Below are 18,449 nucleotides of genomic sequence, written 5' to 3'. Positions count from 1 at the left end.
GCCAGGAATGACAGGCAGCATGACTTTAGTTGATACCCGTACGCCCGACCCAAAGCGTTTCATATCCGGCGCCACAGGCGATTGGGAAATCGTTGTCGGCATGGAGGTCCATGCCCAGGTAACCTCAAACTCGAAGCTGTTCTCCGGTGCGTCGACCGAGTTCGGCGCCGAGCCGAATGCCAACGTGTCGCTGGTCGATGCGGCGATGCCGGGCATGCTGCCGGTGATCAATGAGTGGTGCGTGCGCCAGGCGATCCGGACAGGTCTCGGACTCAAGGCGCAAATCAATCTCAAGTCGGTGTTCGACCGCAAGAATTATTTCTACCCCGACCTGCCGCAGGGCTATCAGATCTCGCAGTACAAGCAGCCCATCGTCGGCGAGGGCACGATGATCATTTCGGTTGGACCTGACCGCAAAGGCGACTTCGAAGATATCGAAATCGGCATCGAGCGGCTGCACCTCGAACAGGATGCGGGCAAATCGCTGCACGACCAGAACCCGACCATGTCCTATGTCGATCTCAACCGGTCCGGCGTCGCCCTGATGGAGATCGTATCGAAGCCCGATTTGCGTTCCTCGGACGAGGCGAAGGCCTATCTGACCAAGCTGCGCACCATCGTGCGCTATCTCGGCACTTGCGACGGGAACATGGACGAAGGCTCGATGCGCGCCGACGTCAACGTGTCGGTACGCCGTCCGGGCGGTGAGTTCGGGACGCGCTGCGAGATCAAGAACGTCAACTCGATCCGTTTTGTCGGACAGGCCATCGAATATGAGGCCCGCCGCCAGATCGGTGTCCTCGAGGATGGCGGCGCCATAGACCAGGAAACCCGGCTTTTCGATCCGGTCAAGGGTGAGACACGTTCCATGCGCTCGAAGGAAGAGGCGCATGATTACCGTTATTTCCCCGACCCGGACCTTTTGCCGCTCGAGTTCGAACAGGCTTATGTCGATACGTTGAAGGCCGATCTACCCGAGCTTCCGGACGACAAGAAGTTGCGCCTTGTGAATGAGCAGGGATTGTCGGTCTATGACGCGTCGATCCTCGTTACCGAAAAGGCCATTGCCGACTATTACGAGGCCGTAGCCAAGGGCCGCGACGGCAAGCTTTCCGCCAACTGGGTGATCAACGATCTCCTCGGGGCGTTGAACAAGGCGGGCAAGGGCATCGAGGAATCACCGGTATCGCCGGATCAGCTCGGCGCTGTTCTCGACCTTATCAAGGAAGGCACGATTTCCGGCAAGATTGCCAAGGACCTCTTCGAGATTCTCTGGACCGAAGGCGGCAACCCGCGCGAACTGGTTGAAAGCCGGGGCATGAAGCAGGTTACCGACACCAGCGCGATCGAAAAGGCTGTTGATGACGTCATTGCCGCCAACCCGGACAAGGTGGAACAGGCAAAGGTGAAACCGACGCTCGCCGGATGGTTTGTCGGCCAGGTGATGAAATCAACCGGTGGCAAGGCCAACCCGCAGGCGGTCAGCGATCTCGTCAAGGCGAAATTGGGGATTGTCGAGTAAATGTGGGTTCGCAGCGCCACGAAAGAGGATCTCGACGCCGTCCACGAAATGCTGGTTACTACCTGGCACGCAACATATGACGACTTATATGGAGCCGAGAAGGTAAAGGCGATCACCGGCCGCTACCATTCTCTGGAGGCGTTGAAGAAGCAGTTGGCCAAGCCCTATTCGGAATTCATCATCGCCGATGATGGTGCCGATATTCTCGGCATGGCCTATGCCTCGCAGAAGGATCACAGGCTGTCGATCCTCAACCAGCTCTATGTTCACCCCGAGCGCCAGAAGCAGGGCGTCGGCTCGCTGCTGCTGGCCGAAGTCGAAAGCGCCTTTCCCGGCGTTTTCTCGATGCAGCTTGAAGTTATCGAGGCAAATCAGAAAGCTATCCGCTTTTATGAAAGCAGGGGGTTCGAGCGGACGAATAACCGGATCGACAATTGGGGCGAGCCGAATTCAGGTATCTCGGTCGTTGTTTTCGAGAAATCACTGACTGGCTACGAGCTGGCGCCGTGAACGTCGATACTGATGTTACCTTCCGGGAAGCGACGCGCGCTGATCTTTTCGCGCTGATCGCGCTGTTTGCCGACGACACAATCGGCGGTCATGGCGATACGACCGATCCTGCAGCATTGCCTGACTATGAGCGGGCCTTCGCCGCCATCGAGGCCAGTCCTAATGATCTGCTCTTCGTCGGCATTCTGGGCGGCGAGGTGGTCGCCACGGCGCAGGTTACGTTCATAACATCGCTGACTGGCCGTGGTACCCGACGAATGGCGATCGAGGCGGTGCAGACCCGCTCCGACATGCGCGGTAAGGGCATCGGGGCAAAACTGATCAACTACTGTCTCGATGTTGCGCGCGAGCGCGATATCGCGCTCGTGCAACTCACCTCGAATGCCAAGCGCCCGGACGCCCACCGCTTTTACGAGCGGCTCGGATTCGAGAAGAGCCATGCCGGTTTCAAATTGCGGCTGGCACCCGCTCACGCGGCAACTTGACCCTTGCCATTCCTTGGTGATACCGCCATAAACCCTTGAGTTGCCAAAGGCTGAACGAGATCGTTCGAGGATTGCCATGAAGACTTTCATCACCCAATTTTTCACCTGGTGGAACGGGCAGACGCTCGGGACCCGGTTCTTTACCTGGCGCAAAGGTACGAAGGTCGGCGAGGATGAACTCGGCAATATTTATTACGAGGGCCTCAGCACATTCGATTCGGAAGGGCGCAAGCGCCGCTGGGTTGTTTATAATGGCTATGCCGAAGCCTCGGCGATTCCGGCTGGATGGCACGGCTGGATGCACCACCGGGTCGACACGCCCCCGTCGCAGGAAAACTACAAGCCATATGGCTGGGAAAAGAGCCACCAGCCCAATCTGACCGGTTCACCAGCCGCTTATCGCCCCAAGGGCTCCATTGCCCATGGCGACAATCGTCCGACCGTCACCGGCGATTACGATGCCTGGACGCCTGGTGCCTGATCCGATCTTCTTCTGCCACAATTGATCATTATCGACTGGCTGGAATCGAAATCCCCGACACCGCTAACCCCGGAAGTGCAATGATCCGCTCGACCCTGACTGTTCCCTTTCGCGCCAGGTTTGCACGGATGATTGGAGTGATGGCCACAGCCGCTGCAGTTGCGGCCACCGCGATTGCTCCGGCGCGGGCGGATGAAAAGATCACCAATCCGATTGCTGTATTTTCAGGGCTAGACAAGATTACCGGCCGCATCACCACATTCGACGTCTATATCGGTGAAACCGTGCAATTCGGCGCGCTGCAGCTGACACCGCGCGTCTGCTATACGCGCCCGGATACCGAGGCACCAAAAACGGATACGTTTGTCGAGGTCGACGAAATCACCCTCGACCGCAAGATCAGGCGCATCTTCTCGGGCTGGATGTTTGCCGACAGCCCTGGTCTTAATGCCGTCGAGCATCCGGTTTATGATGTCTGGCTGAAGAGCTGCAAGCAGAAGTCGGATGTGCCGGCGCCGGCAAAGAGCTGATTTCGCTCTAGATTTGCGTTCAACCGGCCGACACCAGCGTGCCGGCCGTCCGATGCGATCAGTTACATCGGCTTCGGGCAGTTGACGATCCAGGGTGTCCCGTATTTGTCGGTAAACATCGCAAAGCGCTGAGCCCAGGAGGTTTCACCGAGCGGCATCAGCACGTGTTGCGCGTCTTGTGACAGGGCAGAGAATATGCGCTCCGCTTCCGCAGGCGTGTCGACGTTGATGGCGACCGTCATGCCCTGCGCCTTCTGGAAATAGGGCGGCGGTGCATCTGATGCCATCAGCACGTTGTCGCCGATATGCAATGTCGCGTGCATGATATTCTTGGCAAGTTCCTTCGGCATGTCGTTGCCTTCAGGCATTTCGTCGAAACGAATCATCGCGACGATCTCGCCGCCGAGTACGCCGGCATAGAAGTTGAAAGCCTCTTCGCACTTTCCATCAAAGTTCAGATAAGCATTGATCTTCACGACAATTCTCCTTGTTTGTCGGGTTATTCCCTCCCTAAGACGAACGAGTGCGCACCGGGTCGACATTCTCTTTTAGAAAAAATTGCGCGGCACTCGCCCGCAAGAAGACATACACCGACAATGTGGAAGCGGGATGTCGCCGTTCAGAATTCCGCGGACTGCGCCAGTGCGTTTTCCAGCATCTTCTGGTACTGGCGGCGCGGCACCTCGACTGCACCGAAGCTCTCGAGATGGTTCGTGGTGAACTGTGTGTCGAGGAGCGTAAAGCCCTTCTCGATCAGGTGACCGACAAGGTGGACGAGGCAGACCTTGGAGGCGTCGCGCTCGCGCGAAAACATGCTTTCCCCGAAGAAGGCCGACCCGAGGGCGATACCGTAGAGCCCACCGACGAGGCGGCCGTCAAGCCAGGCTTCCACGGTATGGCAGTAACCGAGTTCGAACAGCTTGCCATAGGCCTCGCGGATCGGCTGGTTGATCCAGGTGCGGGAACGCTCGCCCGACCCGCTGGCGCATCCGGCGATGACGCTGGCGAAATCGCTGTCGAGCCGGATGGAGAAGCGACCCTGGCGCACGGTCTTGCGCAGACTGCGCGAGACGTGAAAATTCTCAAACGGGATAATGCCGCGCTTTTCCGGGCGCACCCAGAATATTTCCGGATTGTCGGCCTCTTCGGCCATCGGAAAGACCCCGGTCGCGTAGGCACGCAACAGCAACGCGGGGTCGATTTTGAAAGATTCTACCGGGTTATTGCCCGTCATGCCTCTTCTTCTGCGGTATCTCCGGCCAGATATTTCTCCAGCCAGTGAATGTCATAGTCGCCATTGGCGATATCAGGATTGTTGATCAGATCCTGGAAGAGGGGAAGTGTGGTCTTTATCCCGTCGACGACGAATTCATCGAGCGCCCGGCGCAGGCGCATCATGCATTCGACGCGGTTGCGGCCGTGAACGATGAGCTTGCCGATGAGGCTGTCATAATAGGGCGGGATCTTGTAGCCGGAATAGACGCCGGAATCGACGCGAATGCCAAGGCCGCCGGGTGTGTGGAAATGCGTGATTTTGCCCGGCGAGGGCGTGAACGTGCGCGGGTCTTCGGCGTTGATGCGGCATTCGATGGCGTGGCCGGAGAAGCGAATCTCCTCCTGGGTTACCGAAAGCCCGCCGCCCGAGGCGACGCGAATCTGCTCATGTACAAGATCGATGCCGGTAATCGCCTCGGTCACCGGATGCTCGACCTGAAGACGCGTGTTCATTTCGATGAAATAGAATTCGCCATTTTCGTAGAGGAACTCGATCGTGCCGGCCCCGCGATAGCCCATGTCGGCCATGGCGTTCGCGCAGATCATGCCGATGCGCTCGCGCTCGTCGGAGTTCAGGGCTGGTGAGTTGGCCTCTTCCCAGACCTTCTGGTGCCGGCGTTGCAAGGAACAGTCGCGTTCGCCAAGGTGTACCGCCTTGCCATTTCCATCGCCCATGACCTGAACTTCGATATGGCGGGGCTTTTGCAGGTATTTTTCTATGTAGACGGCATCGTCACCAAAAGCGGCACCGGCTTCCGTGCGCGCCGTGGACAGCGCGATCGACAGTTCGTCCTCGTTGAGCGCCACCTTCATGCCGCGGCCGCCGCCGCCGGCGGAGGCTTTGATGATAACCGGATAACCGATCTCCGCCGCAATGCGCGCAGCTTCCTTGTCGTCGGTGACGCCGCCGTCGGAACCCGGTACAACCGGAATACCGAGGCGCTTCGCCGTACGCTTGGCTTCAATCTTGTCGCCCATGACGCGGATATGCGCGGCGGTAGGCCCGATGAAGGTGATATTGTGCGCCTCGAGGATCTCGGCGAATTTGGCATTTTCCGACAGGAAGCCGTAACCGGGGTGAATGGCGTCCGCGCCGGTGATTTCGCAGGCGGCAACGATCTGATGAATGTTCAGATAGCTTTCGCGCGAGGGCGGCGGTCCAATGCAGACGCTTTCGTCGGCGAGCCGTACATGCATGGCATCAGCATCGGCGGTCGAATGGACAGCCACCGTCTGGATGCCGAGTTCCTTGCAGGCCCGCAGGACGCGCAGGGCGATTTCACCGCGGTTGGCTATGAGAATTTTCTGAAACATCACGCTCTCGATTCACCCACGGGGTCCGGCATCACTCAATCACGACCAGCAGCTCGCCATATTCGACGGGCTGGGAATCCGCTACGAGGATTGCGGTGACTGTGCCGGCGCGCGGCGAGGGGATCTGGTTCATGGTCTTCATCGCTTCGATGATCAGAAGCGTCTGGCCTTCTTTCACCTGGGTACCGACCTGGATGAAGTCGCGTGCGCCGGGTGCGGGCGCAAGATAGACGGTCCCGACCATTGGTGAGGGGATGGCATTCTTCGAGGGATCGGCGGCGGGCGCTGCCGCCGGCGCAGACGCTGCGGGCGATGCTGGCTGAGCGGGACCGGCCGCCGGAGCCTGCGCATAGAACGGCTGCGGGGCTGCCGCCTGCACGGTGACCTGGCGCGAAACGCGGATGCGAAGGTCGCCCTGCTCGATTTCGATGTCGGTGAGGTCCGTATCGTTCAGGATTTCCGCGAGATCGCGGATCATGACCTTGTCGATCCCGGTGGTTCTGTTAGCCATGCTTTTTCAAGCCCCTTATTCTGATTGGCACTGCCAGCTACTGCGGCGTTGCCAGCTTGATGAGTGCGCGCAAGCCCATCAGGTAGCCGTCGGCCCCGAAGCCACATATCACCCCTTTGGCCAAAGAGGAAACGTAGGAGTGGTGGCGGAACGACTCGCGTGCGTGGATGTTGGAAAGGTGAACTTCCACCAGCGTTACAGATGCCGCCCTTATAGCGTCATGCAGCGCGATGGAGGTATGCGTATAGGCGGCGGGATTGATCAACACCAATGCCTTCTGCTCGCCTGCCTCCTGTATCCAGCTGACCAGATCACCCTCATGATTGGACTGGCGGAAATCAATCTTGCAGCCGAGTGCCTCGGCTTCGGTCCGGCACATGGCTTCGATGTCGTCCAGAGTCACGGCGCCATAGATACCCGGCTCACGCTTGCCAAGCATGTTGAGGTTTGGGCCGTTGAGGACGAAGATCGTTTGCTTCATGATTACCGGACGGTTCGAAAATGCTGGTCCCATATAGACGGCTTATCGGCAAGCGAAAAGCCTGCAAAGTCACGTTATTGCTTGTCCACAACGGGTTTTCGCAGTCAGAAGTAAATATTCAGACCTATTTGTTGCGAATATGGCTGATCCGCTCGGCCAATGCGTCCGCACCGAGGGCGCCGGGCACTACTTCGGTTCCGACGACATAGGATGGAGTGCCGGTGATGCTGAGGTTATTTGCGAGGTCATAGGTTTCCTGGAAGCTCTTTGTGATCTCAGGCGAATTCATCTTTTCGCGGATCTGCGCTTCATTGGCGCCGAGCTTGACGGCGATCGCCATGGCGGAAGCTTCGGTCGCACGTCCTTCGCCGCCGAGAAGGTCGCGGTGGAATTCGAGATATTTTTCGGGCATGACCGCCTTGAATGCCTTGGCGACGATATGCGCCCGCGTCGAATCGGCCCCGAGGATCGGGAATTCCTTCATGACGAAGCGCAGGTTCGGATCGCTCTTCAGCAACGCGTCCATATCGGGGAGCGCCTTCTTGCAGTAGCCGCAATTATAGTCGAAGAACTCGACGATGGTCACATCGCCCGTGGGATTGCCGAAAACAGCGTCATTGGCGGACTGGAATATCTTGTCCTTGTTTTCGCCGATAACCTGCGTCGAGGCTTCCTTCTGCGCCGCTTCCTGCTTGGTATTGAGCGCGGTCTGAACTTCGAGCATGACCTCGGGATTGTTGATCAGATAGTTGCGCACGATGCCTTCGATCTCGGTGCGATCGGTGGTCGAAGCGGTAACCGCGGTCTTGTCCGGTGCGGAGGCCATGAGATCGGTCCGGCCTGCGTGATAGCCGAGCGCCAATGCGGCGATGCTGACGAGGCCTGCGGCTGCGCCGATCAGAGCGACTTTTGCCATTATGGAGTATCCTTCTTCAAAAACTGTGTCCCTTGAGGGATTGCCGCATCTTACTTGCGCTTGGCGCTGATAATGTCCTGAGCCTGTATCCACTCGGGCGAGCCGCTTTTCAAGCCACGTTGTGCACGGGTCGCGAAGATTTGAGCGTCCTGGATCTTGCCCGAATAGAATTTTTCGTTCGCGCTGGCGAGATCGGAGAGCGCCATGTCACCCATCTGCCCATAGGCCTGGGCCAGATAGGCGTAGCCCGCCGGGGACTCGCGGTCGCGGCCTATGCTCGTCTTGAGTTCGTCGACGGCAATCTTGAGGTTCGCCGGCGTTCCCGTCAGCATTAAGGCGCGGCCGTAGTTCATTCGGATCAGACCGGACTTGCGCGGATCGAGTGAACTTGCTTTCTCGAAGGCGTTGGCAGCATCCTGCACCTTGTTCTGCTTTAACAGCATTTCGCCGCGCATCTCGTAGAAATACGGGTTTTTCGGTTGCTCCTTGATCAGCGGATCAAGCTTCGTCAAGGCCGATTGCGCCGAGCCATTGAGATAGGTGGCGATCGCGTCGCCGTAACGGGCGCCGATATTTTGTGGATCCTTGCGGAAGGTTTGCAGGACGCTGGCGCCCCCGCCGGTATAGGCGGCGATCTTGCCGCGCATCAGATCGTGACGCTGCTGCAGCGCAGGGCTGTCCTTCTTGTCGAAATAGGGGCTTGCCCGGGCCAGCGTCTCGAGGTTGGCAATGCGCTCACGCGGCAGCGGGTGGCTGATGCGGTAGGGATCCATGCGCGTGCCCGTCAGCGACAGGGCGTTGGAGAAACGCTCGAAAGTCGTGAGCATGCCCTTGGCCGATTGTTGGGTTGCGGCAAGGTAGGTTATGGCCGAACGATCCGCCGCCATCTCTTCCGTACGCTGATAATTGAGCAGGCTGCGCATCGCGACTTCCGGCGCGCCCATCGCGATACCGGCTCCTGCCTTCGACAGGCCGCTCGCGCCCGCAGCGGCGCCGCCGACGATAGCGCCGACGCCGAGAAGGCCCGCTACCACGGCCATGGTCTTGGCGTTGGCCAATTGCTCGCGCAGCTTGAATTGGTGGCCGCCGGCAAGATGGCCGGTTTCGTGGGCGATGACGCCGATGATTTCATTGGGCGTTTCGGCTTGCAGCAACGCGCCGGTGTTGATGAAGATGCGGCGCCCGTCAACGAAAGCGTTGAAACTGCTGTTGTTGACGAGGACGACCTTGATCGCACGCTTGCCGAGGCCAGCCGCATTGATGATCGGCGTTGCGTAGTCCGTAACCAGCGCCTCGATCTCGGCATCGCGGACGATTGGCAATGATTGGGACTGGGCAAGAGCGACTGCGCCTTGGGCAACCACCAGCGCGCCCGCAGTCAGGGCGATGAGAGTGGGGCGCATCAGGGAGGCGAGCGAGCGGCATGAACGGCGAATTGTCATCATGGTCCCATTGGTATCGAAATCGAACTTCGAATGAAAGGGAGCCCAAGCTCCTCCTACCTTGTGAAATCTGCCCAATTCGGCAAATCTGCGGCGCAACAAGCCAAATCCCGGCTTTCATAAAGAAAAACCGGCACGAATGCCGGTTCCTCTTGTCTTCAATTCAATCGATCGCGGCTCAGAAGAAACCCTTCTTCTGCCACCAGCCACGCTTCGGTTGCGCTTCACCTTCGCTCTTCTTTTCCGTGGCAACGGTAGATGTGACGACCGGCTCGCTCGGAACTTTCTCTTGCTTCGGTTCGGCAGCGTCCGGCTCGGGCTGCACTTGCGCAGGCGCTTCGGCTTCGACTTTCTCGGGTTGCGGAGCAGGCGATTCCTCGGCAGCAACCGCCTCTTCGATAACAGCCTTCTTCGTTGACTTGCGCGGTGCACGCTTCGGCTTGGCCGGAGCTTCGGCGGCCGTTTCTACTGGCTCGGCGGCGGCCTCCACCGGTTCGGCGGCAGCCTTTGCCCGCGACTTGCGCTTGGCCGGCTTCTTGGCGGGCGCTTCTTCGATGACCGCAATCACCCCCTCGGCCACTGGCTCGACGGCAGGTGTCTCGACCGCAGCGACGACGGAGGCAGCTTCGGCCTCATCGGCAACCGTCTCGATCGTCTTTGCCTTGGCAAAGTCCGGAAGCGGTATGGTTACGAACACCGGTTCCGCGTCCGGGACGGCTTTTGCAGCGATGTAATTATCGCCGTCATCGCCGTCGCGACGGTTCTTGCGGCCGCCACGGCGACCCCGGCGACGCTTCTTGCGCCGTTCGTTCTCATCTTCGCGTGCCTTCTTCGCGGCCGCATCCTCGCCTGGAACGGGCGGTTGATCAGCATCGTCCGCATCGTCGTCGCTGCGAACCGATTGACCGGGCTCGCCCGCGGCAACTTCCTGACGGTCACGTCCGCCACGCCGCCGCCGCTTGCGCCGGCGCTTGCGCGAACCGTCGTCGCCGTCGACGCGGGCCGTGTCGGCCGCCTGAACGTCTTCGACTTCATCAGCTTCTTCGACCGGAATATCGGCATCCTCGAAATCGTCGGCGATGCCGAGCGTCGGGGTCTCCGCCAGCGGAACGATGGGACCGAGTGCGATCGAACCCTTGTCGATGGCGAAGTGCTGAGCACCAACGCTGTCATCGGCCTCGATGCTGATCGTCAGACCAAAACGAGACTCGAGATCGGCAAGATTCTGGCGCTTGTGATTGAGGACGTAAAGCGCCGTCGGAACGGTGGTACGTACGATGATATTGTTCTGCGAATGGCGCAGCAAGTATTCCTCGATCGAGCGCATGACGTGCAGCGCAATCGACGAGGCCGAGCGCACATGCCCGGTGCCGCCGCACATGGCGCAGACCTGTGTCGTGCTTTCGAGAACACTGGCGCGGATGCGCTGGCGCGACATTTCGAGCAGACCGAAATGCGAAATTCGGCCGACCTGGATGCGCGCGCGGTCGTCCTTGAGGCAATCCTTCAGCCGCTTCTCAACCGCACGATTGTTGCGGTTCTCTTCCATATCGATGAAATCGATGACGATGAGGCCGGCAAGGTCGCGCAACCGCAACTGCCGCGCAACTTCGTCAGCGGCCTCGAGGTTGGTCTGCAGCGCGGTGTCTTCGATCGAGTGTTCGCGGGTCGAACGACCCGAGTTGACGTCGATGGCGACGAGCGCTTCGGTCTGGTTGATGATGATGTAGCCGCCGGATTTCAGCGTCACCTGTGGCTGCAACATACGGTCGAGCTGCGCCTCGATGCCGTTGCGGGCAAAGATCGGGGTCAATTCGCGATAGGGCTGCACGACCTTGGCATGGCTCGGCATGAGCATGCGCATGAAGTCCTTGGCCTCGCGGTAGCCGTTCTCGCCAGCGACAAGGATCTCGGTGATGTCCTTGTTATAGAGGTCACGGATCGATCGCTTGATGAGGCTGCCTTCCTCATAGACCAGCGTCGGTGCTGTAGAGGCGAGGGTGAGGCTTCGCACGTTCTCCCACAACCGCATCAGATATTCGTAGTCGCGCTTGACCTCGGGCTTCGTGCGGTTGGCACCGGCGGTGCGCAGGATGACGCCCATTCCTTTCGGAACTTCGAGATCCTTGACGATGTCCTTGAGGCGCTTGCGGTCCTGTACGCTGGTGATCTTGCGGGAAATGCCGCCGCCACGGGCAGTGTTTGGCATCAGCACGGAATAGCGTCCAGCGAGCGAAAGATACGTCGTCAGCGCTGCGCCCTTGTTGCCGCGCTCTTCCTTGACGACCTGAACGAGCAGGATCTGTCGGCGCTTGATGACGTCCTGGATATTGTACTGGCGGCGCTGAAAGCGCTGGTGCGTCGGCACCTCTTCCATCGCATCCTCGGCACCAACCGATTCGACTTCATCGAGTTCGTCGTGCGCATCATCCTTGTCGTCGCCAGAGCGGCGACCGGACTTCTTCGAACGCGGGGTCTCGTTGTCCTCTGTGTCTTCCGGATCGCCGTCGACGACGACAGCTTCGGAAATCACGTCGGCATCAATCGAAGCCGCGCGGGTCTGGCTGCCCGATTCGTCAGACTGGGATTCGCTCGCCTCTTCGGCTGCGACTTCCACGACGGCTTCGTCCTCAGAGGATTCGTCCGTGACGGCACTCTCCTCGGCGTTCTCTTCCGAAGAGGCATCGAGCTTCGACGATTCTTCGCCTGAACGCGGGCCACGACGGCCGCGCCGGCGATTGCGCGAGCTGCGATCATTGCGATCACGGCTGCGCTGCTCGCTTGCATGTTCCTCGTGATCTTCGTCCTGGCTTGCAGCTTCCGCTTCCGCTTCGATCAGCGCCTGACGGTCAGCAACCGGGATCTGATAGTAATCAGGATGAATTTCGCTGAATGCGAGGAAGCCGTGGCGATTGCCGCCATACTCGACGAAAGCAGCCTGGAGGGATGGTTCTACGCGTGTGACACGCGCCAGATAGATATTGCCTTTGATCTGTTTCTTGTGTTCCGACTCAAAGTCAAATTCTTCAATCCGGTTGCCGCGAACCACGACAACCCGTGTTTCCTCCTGGTGGGAGGCGTCGATTAGCATCTTGTCCGACATTATAATTCTTCTCCCCGGCTGCAACGCTAACAACGCGAGACAGCCCGGATACCCTCAAGGTATCTGGAGCCGCGTCTTCACATCTGCCGGATATATTAAAGTTCGCAGAAACAGACAGACGCGGCAACGCGCGGACCTGCCTTGAGGCAGCCGCGGCTTGTAAGCCGGTTATGGTCACATCTGTACCAAACATTGTTGTTCCTGACGAAACGACCTCACGAATGGCACGCTTTTCAGCTGTGCCGCCACTGTTATCACCCCGCTAGGGGCTGGCCCGATGCGCCTTGTCTGCGCGATCTGCCGTTCACAAAGCGCTGCCGACAATCCCTGTCCGCGCGCGCCAAATCCTTTTGTCGGTTACCTACAGCGAAGCTTCGCCATCGCGCCGCCATGTCTGTGCTCCGCTTGTCTTTCCGGCATTCGCGGTGACATCGAGGAGCTGATTCCGGAGGGCGGAAAGTAACTCACCTTTGCTTTTAGGAGGTGTGTCGCTTAATGACAAGGCCTTCTTCATAATCGTGTCATCAACGGCTGCAACGAAATAACGTTGAATAAGAGATTATTAACCATGGCTCCTTACCTAATAGTCATAGATAATAGGTCCTGAGCAGACTTCCAGTGCGTGTTTGGTCGGCCGAGAGGTGCTTGCGGGGATTGCCTGCCCGCTCAGTTTCAAAGGTGTGAATGTGTTCCGTCGGATAATCATGGCTGCATTTCTTGGCCTTGTTGTCTCATTGCAGGGCGGCGCTGTCGCGCATGCGGCGGGCGATCTCGCCGCTTTGACCTATCAGGCAGCCGGCGACGAACTGCGCACACGCGTCGTCATCAATTTCGACCAGGAGCCGGACATTTCGACAATGCTGCTCGGCGATCCGCATCGCCTGGCGATCGACATGCCGAAGACGGTTTTTGGCTTCGACAAGAAATCGACCGAGGCGCGGGGTCTCATTACCGATGTGCGCTATGGGATGATCGACGCAACGCGTTCGCGGCTCATCTTTACCTTGAAGGGTCCTTTTGCGGTCGAACGGATCGATGTCCTCAAGAACGATAACAGTCCCGGCTACCGGCTCGTCGCCGACCTCGTCGCATCGTCCGATCGTGCCTTTGCGGAAGCATTGAAGACGCAGAACCAGACGACTGCCTCGACCACATCGACGCCGACGGGCGATCGATTGGCGGCTGCGGCTCCCGGCGAAGCAAGCCAGGCGCCGAAACCGTTCACAGTCGTCGTCGATGCCGGTCATGGCGGGATCGACAGCGGCGCGGAGAGCGCTGGCGGAAGCCTCGAAAAGAATGTGACGCTGATGTTCGCCCAGCAGTTGCGGGACGAATTGCAGAAGATCTCCGGCATCCGTGTCGAGATGACACGCAACGACGATACGTTCCTGCGTCTGTCCGAGCGCGTGCGCATCGCCCGGCAATACGAGGCCGACCTTTTCGTCTCGATCCATGCCGACACGATCAATCGCGGCAATATCCGTGGTGCAACGGTCTACACGGTTTCCGACCGGGCTTCCGATGCGGATTCCCGCGCCATGGCCGACCGCGAAAACCGTGCCGACGCTGTGGCCGGCATCGCCTTTGACAATGAGGCGCCGGAAATCGCCGACATATTGATGGACCTGACGCGCCGGGAGACACACAACTTCTCGCTGAGTTTCGCCAAGACCGTGGTGAAGTCGCTCAAAAAAGACGTGAACATGATCAACAACCCGCACCGCTTTGCCGGCTTTCAGGTGCTGCGAGCGCCGGATGTGCCGTCCGTGCTGGTTGAAATCGGATATCTCTCCAATCAGGAAGACGAAAAGCTCATGCTCGATCCGGCGTGGCGGAGCCATGTCGCCGAAAGGCTTGCCACGGCGGTCGGCGAATTTGCTGGAATGAAGACGGCTGGCGCGCTCAACTAGGAGTTATGCACGGTAGGGTTGTATTGAAAATTCACACGCCCGTGCGTTGCCGAAACTACACATTTGGTATTTAAATTGTTAAGGGAAACGGGTTTTCCTTGCCTTTGTCACATTTGTCGATCAATGGCATCGACGAGCTTTCGGCGTCGCTCCTGGCACATGCCGAACTTGGGCTGGCTTTCACTGTGGCCATTCCTGCATCGTAATCTGCATGAATCGAAAGCTCGCTTTGATTTTACGTGCCAATTGGTGAAACGGGTTCCGGATACTTATGATACGCTTGATCGGATATTTTTTCGGAATCGGCACGGTTATGGCGCTGATCGCCGCTGCTGGCGCGGCCCTTTACGTCGTCAGCATCTCTAAGGATCTGCCGGACTACGAAGTTCTGGCCAAGTACGAACCGCCGGTCATGACCCGCGTTCATGCATCCGACGGCCAGCTTATGGCGGAATTTGCGCGCGAGCGCCGCCTTTATTTGCCGATCCAGGCGGTTCCTGACCGGGTCAAAGCTGCCTTCATTTCGGCCGAAGACAAGAATTTCTATCAGCATCCGGGCGTCGACATTAGTGGACTGTTCCGCGCTGTCCTTACCAATATCCAGAACTACGGCACGCGCCGGCCTGTTGGCGCATCGACCATCACGCAGCAGGTCGCCAAGAATTTTCTACTGAGCAATGACCAGACCATTGGCCGCAAGGTGAAGGAAGCGATCCTATCGTTCCGCATCGAGCAGGCCTATTCGAAAGACCGCATTCTCGAACTTTACCTCAACGAGATTTTCTTCGGCCTCAACTCCTACGGCATTGCAGGCGCCGCGCTGACATATTTCAACAAGTCGGTGAATGAACTGACCGTGGCGGAGGCTGCCTATCTTGCAGCCCTTCCGAAGGGACCTTCCAACTACCATCCGTTCCGCCAGCCGGAGCGTGCGATTGAGCGACGCAACTGGGTCATCGATCGCATGGCCGAGAACGGCTATGTGACGGCGGAAGAAGCGACCGAAGCGAAAGCCGAGCCGCTCGGCGTTACGCCGCGGCACACTGGCAACTATCTCTTTGCGTCCGAGTATTTCAGCGAAGAGGTTCGCCGCCAGATCATCGCCAAATATGGCGAGAACGCGCTCTATGAGGGCGGCCTTTCGGTTCGTACCACGCTCGACCCGAAGCTGCAGGTCATGGCACGCAAGGCGCTGCAGCACGGGCTCTTCAAATATGACGAGGCGCGCGGCTATCGCGGCGCCTACAAGACCATTTCAACCAATGGCGACTGGGGCATTCCGCTGTCCGAGATCAAGGCGTTCTCCGACGTGCCGGAATGGCAGCTCGCCGTCGTGCTCGAGGTAACGCCGCAGCAGGCGACGATCGGTCTGCAGCCGGACCGCGAGACTTCCGGCAAGGTCGTCAGCGAGCGCAAGCAGGGCACGATCGACGCGGCCGATGCAAAATGGGCCTTGAAACTGCTCATCGACGGCAAGCGCTCGTCGGCAAAGTCACTCGAGGGCGTGCTCAATGTCGGCGATGTGGTCTTTGTTGAGAAGAAGGAGGGCAGCAACGATGCCTTCCAACTGCGCCAGGTGCCCAAGATCGCCGGCGGCGCTGTTGCGATGGACCCGCATACGGGACGCGTTCTTGCCATGGTCGGCGGCTTCTCCTTTGCCGAATCCGAATTCAATCGCGCGACTCAGGCGATGCGTCAGCCCGGCTCCTCGTTCAAGCCGTTCGTCTACTCCGCCGCGCTCGATAATGGCTATACGCCAGCCTCGGTCGTGCTTGATGGTCCGATCTCGATCGACCAGGGCGGCAGCCTTGGCATATGGGCGCCGAAGAACTATGGCGGAAAGTTTGCCGGCCCATCGACGCTGCGCTACGGCATCGAACAGTCGCGCAACCTGATGACGGTCCGCCTCGCGCAGGACATGGGCATGAAGCTTGTTGCCGAATATGCCGAGCGTTTCGGCATCTATGACAAGATGCTGCCGGTTCTTGCCATGGCGCTCGGCTCGGGCGAAACGACGGTGCTGCGCATGGTGACCGGCTATTCGATCATCGCCAATGGCGGCCGCAAGATTACGCCATCGATGATCGACCGCATCCAGGATCGCTACGGCAAGACGGTGTTCAAGCATGACGAGCGCAAGTGCGAAAACTGCACGGCCACCGAATGGAAGGACCAGCCGGAGCCCGATCTGATCGACGACCGCGATCAGGTGCTGGACCCGATGACTGCCTATCAGATCACCTCGATGATGGAAGGCGTCGTGCAGCGCGGTACGGCCACGATCCTCAAGAGCCTCAATCGTCCGATCGCCGGCAAGACCGGAACGACCAATGACGAGAAGGATGCCTGGTTCATCGGCTTCACGCCCGACCTCGTCTTCGGCCTCTATCTCGGCTACGACACGCCATCGCCGATGGGCCACGGCTTTACCGGCAGCGGCCTTGCCGCACCGGTATTCAAGGAATTCGCCGAAGCGGCCCTGCAGGGGCAGCGCTCCGTTGATTTCCGCGTACCCGAGGGCATGACGGTCATCCCGATCGACCGCAAGACGGGCATGCGCGCCTCGCCGGACGGCCCGAATGTCATCATGGAAGCGTTCAAGCCCGGTACCGGTCCTGCTGACACCTATTCGGTCATCGGCATGGATACGTTCTCGGAAGGCTCACCTGTCGAGGTGCAGTCGCCAAACGTGAACCGGGCCATTCAGGGCGGTGGCGGCGGTCTTTTCTGACCGCCTGGCCCGCACTATCTCAGGCAGAGCTGAACACTTTACATCGCGCGGACCAGTCAATATGGTCCGCCGAAATTCGAGCATAGAGAAGGAACGGACAGCCAATGCGCGCCGAAATCGAGACGCTGGTCGACGAGATCAAGCAGGCCATAAGCCTGCTGAGGAGGCATCTTTGACTGGGATGCTTCAATCAAACGCCTGGGCTATCTGAACCAGCTTGCCGAAGATCCGTCGCTGTGGAATGACGCGCAGGAAGCGCAAAAGCTTATGCGCGAGCGCCAGCAGCTCGAAGACGGCATCAACTCGATCCGCACCTTAAGCCAATCCCTGGATGACAATGTCGAACTCATCGCCATGGGCGAAGAGGAGGGCGATGGGTCGATCGTCGCGGAGGCGGAAGCCGCGATCCGGGCCATCAAGCAGGACGTGGATCGCCGCCAGATCGACACGCTGCTTTCGGGCGAAGCCGATGCCAACGACTGTTACCTAGAAGTCCATTCGGGTGCAGGCGGCACCGAGAGCCAGGATTGGGCCAATATGCTCCTACGCATGTATACCCGCTGGGCGGAGCGCAAGGGCATGAAGGTCGAACTTCTCGAAGTTCACTATGGCGAAGAAGCCGGCATCAAGTCCGCCACGATCCTCGTCAAAGGCCACAATGCCTATGGCCTCCTGAAGACGGAATCCGGTGTTCATCGCCTGGTGCGCATTTCGCCCTATGACTCGAATGCGCGCCGCCATACGTCGTTTTCCAGCATCTGGGTCTACCCGGTCGTTGACGACAATATCGCCATCGATGTCAACGAATCCGATGTTCGTATCGATACCTACCGCGCGTCGGGCGCAGGCGGACAGCACGTCAACACGACCGATTCAGCGGTGCGTATCACGCATATCGCGACCGGCATCGTCGTACAGTGCCAGGCTGAACGTTCACAGCACAAGAATCGTGCGACCGCATGGTCCATGCTGCGGGCTCGCCTTTACGAGGCCGAGCTTGAAAAGCGCGAAGAAGCCGCAAATGCGATCTCGGCATCGAAGACCGACATCGGGTGGGGCCATCAGATCCGTTCCTACGTCCTCCAGCCATACCAGCTGGTAAAGGATCTGCGCACCGGTGTCGAAAGCACCAGCCCGCAGGATGTGCTTGACGGCGAGGTGGACGAGTTCATGGAAGCTGCCTTAGCGCACCGGGTACATGGATCGGACGTAGTCGTCGAGGATATCGCCTAAAGCCG

At 59.1% G+C, this 18,449-nt stretch carries 16 protein-coding genes; 8 read left to right on the top strand and 8 right to left on the bottom strand.

The annotated features are described in order from the left end of the window. Positions 1-19: 19 nt before the first annotated feature. The 5 genes from gatB (at position 20) to BM074_RS09855 (ending at position 3,528) form a co-directional block, all read left to right on the top strand. Entirely contained in the window at positions 20-1,522 is a 1,503-nt protein-coding gene (gene gatB, locus BM074_RS09875; RefSeq protein ID WP_091921668.1) for an Asp-tRNA(Asn)/Glu-tRNA(Gln) amidotransferase subunit GatB, read from the top strand. Next, the gene (locus BM074_RS09870; protein ID WP_091921667.1) at positions 1,523-2,032 is read left to right on the top strand and encodes a GNAT family N-acetyltransferase; all 510 of its coding nucleotides are present in this window, start codon (positions 1,523-1,525) and stop codon (positions 2,030-2,032) included. After that, a complete protein-coding gene (locus BM074_RS09865) occupies positions 2,029-2,517 on the top strand; it encodes a GNAT family N-acetyltransferase (RefSeq protein ID WP_091921666.1) in 489 nt (162 codons plus the stop codon). Before BM074_RS09870 ends, BM074_RS09865 begins: the two co-directional genes overlap by 4 nt. Positions 2,518-2,593: 76 nt before the next feature. Further along, positions 2,594-2,998: an NADH:ubiquinone oxidoreductase subunit NDUFA12 gene (locus BM074_RS09860; protein ID WP_027231432.1), complete on the top strand. Its 405-nt coding sequence runs from the start codon at positions 2,594-2,596 to the stop codon at positions 2,996-2,998. A 140-nt stretch (positions 2,999-3,138) separates the two neighbouring features. Next, complete coding sequence (locus BM074_RS09855; RefSeq protein ID WP_244532800.1) at positions 3,139-3,528, top strand: DUF2155 domain-containing protein; 390 nt, start codon at positions 3,139-3,141, stop codon at positions 3,526-3,528. A 62-nt stretch (positions 3,529-3,590) separates the two neighbouring features. Here BM074_RS09855 and BM074_RS09850 read toward each other — a convergent pair whose 3' ends face one another. The 8 genes from BM074_RS09850 to BM074_RS09815 form a co-directional block, all read right to left on the bottom strand. After that, positions 3,591-4,004, bottom strand: coding sequence for a VOC family protein (locus BM074_RS09850; protein ID WP_027231430.1), 414 nt, complete (start codon positions 4,002-4,004; stop codon positions 3,591-3,593). Positions 4,005-4,147: 143 nt separating this feature from the next. Next, the gene (gene aat, locus BM074_RS09845; protein ID WP_027231429.1) at positions 4,148-4,717 is read right to left on the bottom strand and encodes a leucyl/phenylalanyl-tRNA--protein transferase; all 570 of its coding nucleotides are present in this window, start codon (positions 4,715-4,717) and stop codon (positions 4,148-4,150) included. Between the two features lie 41 nt (positions 4,718-4,758). Then, complete coding sequence (accC, locus tag BM074_RS09840) at positions 4,759-6,117, bottom strand: acetyl-CoA carboxylase biotin carboxylase subunit (RefSeq protein ID WP_027231428.1); 1,359 nt, start codon at positions 6,115-6,117, stop codon at positions 4,759-4,761. Between the two features lie 31 nt (positions 6,118-6,148). Then, positions 6,149-6,628 (bottom strand): acetyl-CoA carboxylase biotin carboxyl carrier protein, encoded by a 480-nt coding sequence (accB, locus tag BM074_RS09835; protein ID WP_027231427.1) that lies wholly within the window; start codon positions 6,626-6,628, stop codon positions 6,149-6,151. Between the two features lie 37 nt (positions 6,629-6,665). Then, positions 6,666-7,109 carry a type II 3-dehydroquinate dehydratase gene (aroQ, locus tag BM074_RS09830; RefSeq protein WP_091922401.1) on the bottom strand — a complete coding sequence of 148 codons (444 nt, stop codon included), beginning with the start codon at positions 7,107-7,109 and terminating at the stop codon, positions 6,666-6,668. 124 nt (positions 7,110-7,233) lie between these two features. Continuing rightward, a complete protein-coding gene (locus BM074_RS09825) occupies positions 7,234-8,025 on the bottom strand; it encodes a DsbA family protein (protein ID WP_027231425.1) in 792 nt (263 codons plus the stop codon). Positions 8,026-8,075: 50 nt separating this feature from the next. Then, positions 8,076-9,470, bottom strand: a complete 1,395-nt coding sequence (locus tag BM074_RS09820) for a M48 family metalloprotease (protein WP_091922400.1) — start codon at positions 9,468-9,470, stop codon at positions 8,076-8,078. A gap of 175 nt (positions 9,471-9,645) precedes the next feature. Then, positions 9,646-12,570, bottom strand: coding sequence for an Rne/Rng family ribonuclease (locus BM074_RS09815; protein WP_091921657.1), 2,925 nt, complete (start codon positions 12,568-12,570; stop codon positions 9,646-9,648). A gap of 704 nt (positions 12,571-13,274) precedes the next feature. Between BM074_RS09815 and BM074_RS09810 the strand changes: the two genes are divergently transcribed. From BM074_RS09810 to prfB, 3 genes are all read left to right on the top strand, one after another. After that, the gene (locus tag BM074_RS09810; RefSeq protein WP_091921655.1) at positions 13,275-14,480 is read left to right on the top strand and encodes an N-acetylmuramoyl-L-alanine amidase; all 1,206 of its coding nucleotides are present in this window, start codon (positions 13,275-13,277) and stop codon (positions 14,478-14,480) included. 271 nt (positions 14,481-14,751) lie between these two features. Beyond that, positions 14,752-17,211: a penicillin-binding protein 1A gene (locus tag BM074_RS09805; RefSeq protein ID WP_091921653.1), complete on the top strand. Its 2,460-nt coding sequence runs from the start codon at positions 14,752-14,754 to the stop codon at positions 17,209-17,211. Between the two features lie 104 nt (positions 17,212-17,315). Further along, a protein-coding gene (gene prfB / locus BM074_RS09800) for a peptide chain release factor 2 (RefSeq protein WP_113280744.1) occupies positions 17,316-18,444 on the top strand; the annotation gives its coding sequence in 2 pieces (ribosomal slippage) (positions 17,316-17,384 and positions 17,386-18,444; 1,128 coding nt in all). Positions 18,445-18,449: the final 5 nt, after the last annotated feature.

The organism is Phyllobacterium sp. CL33Tsu (assembly GCF_900113985.1).
Classification (GTDB): domain Bacteria; phylum Pseudomonadota; class Alphaproteobacteria; order Rhizobiales; family Rhizobiaceae; genus Phyllobacterium; species Phyllobacterium pellucidum.
This window is presented reverse-complemented; position numbering and strand designations above follow the sequence as displayed.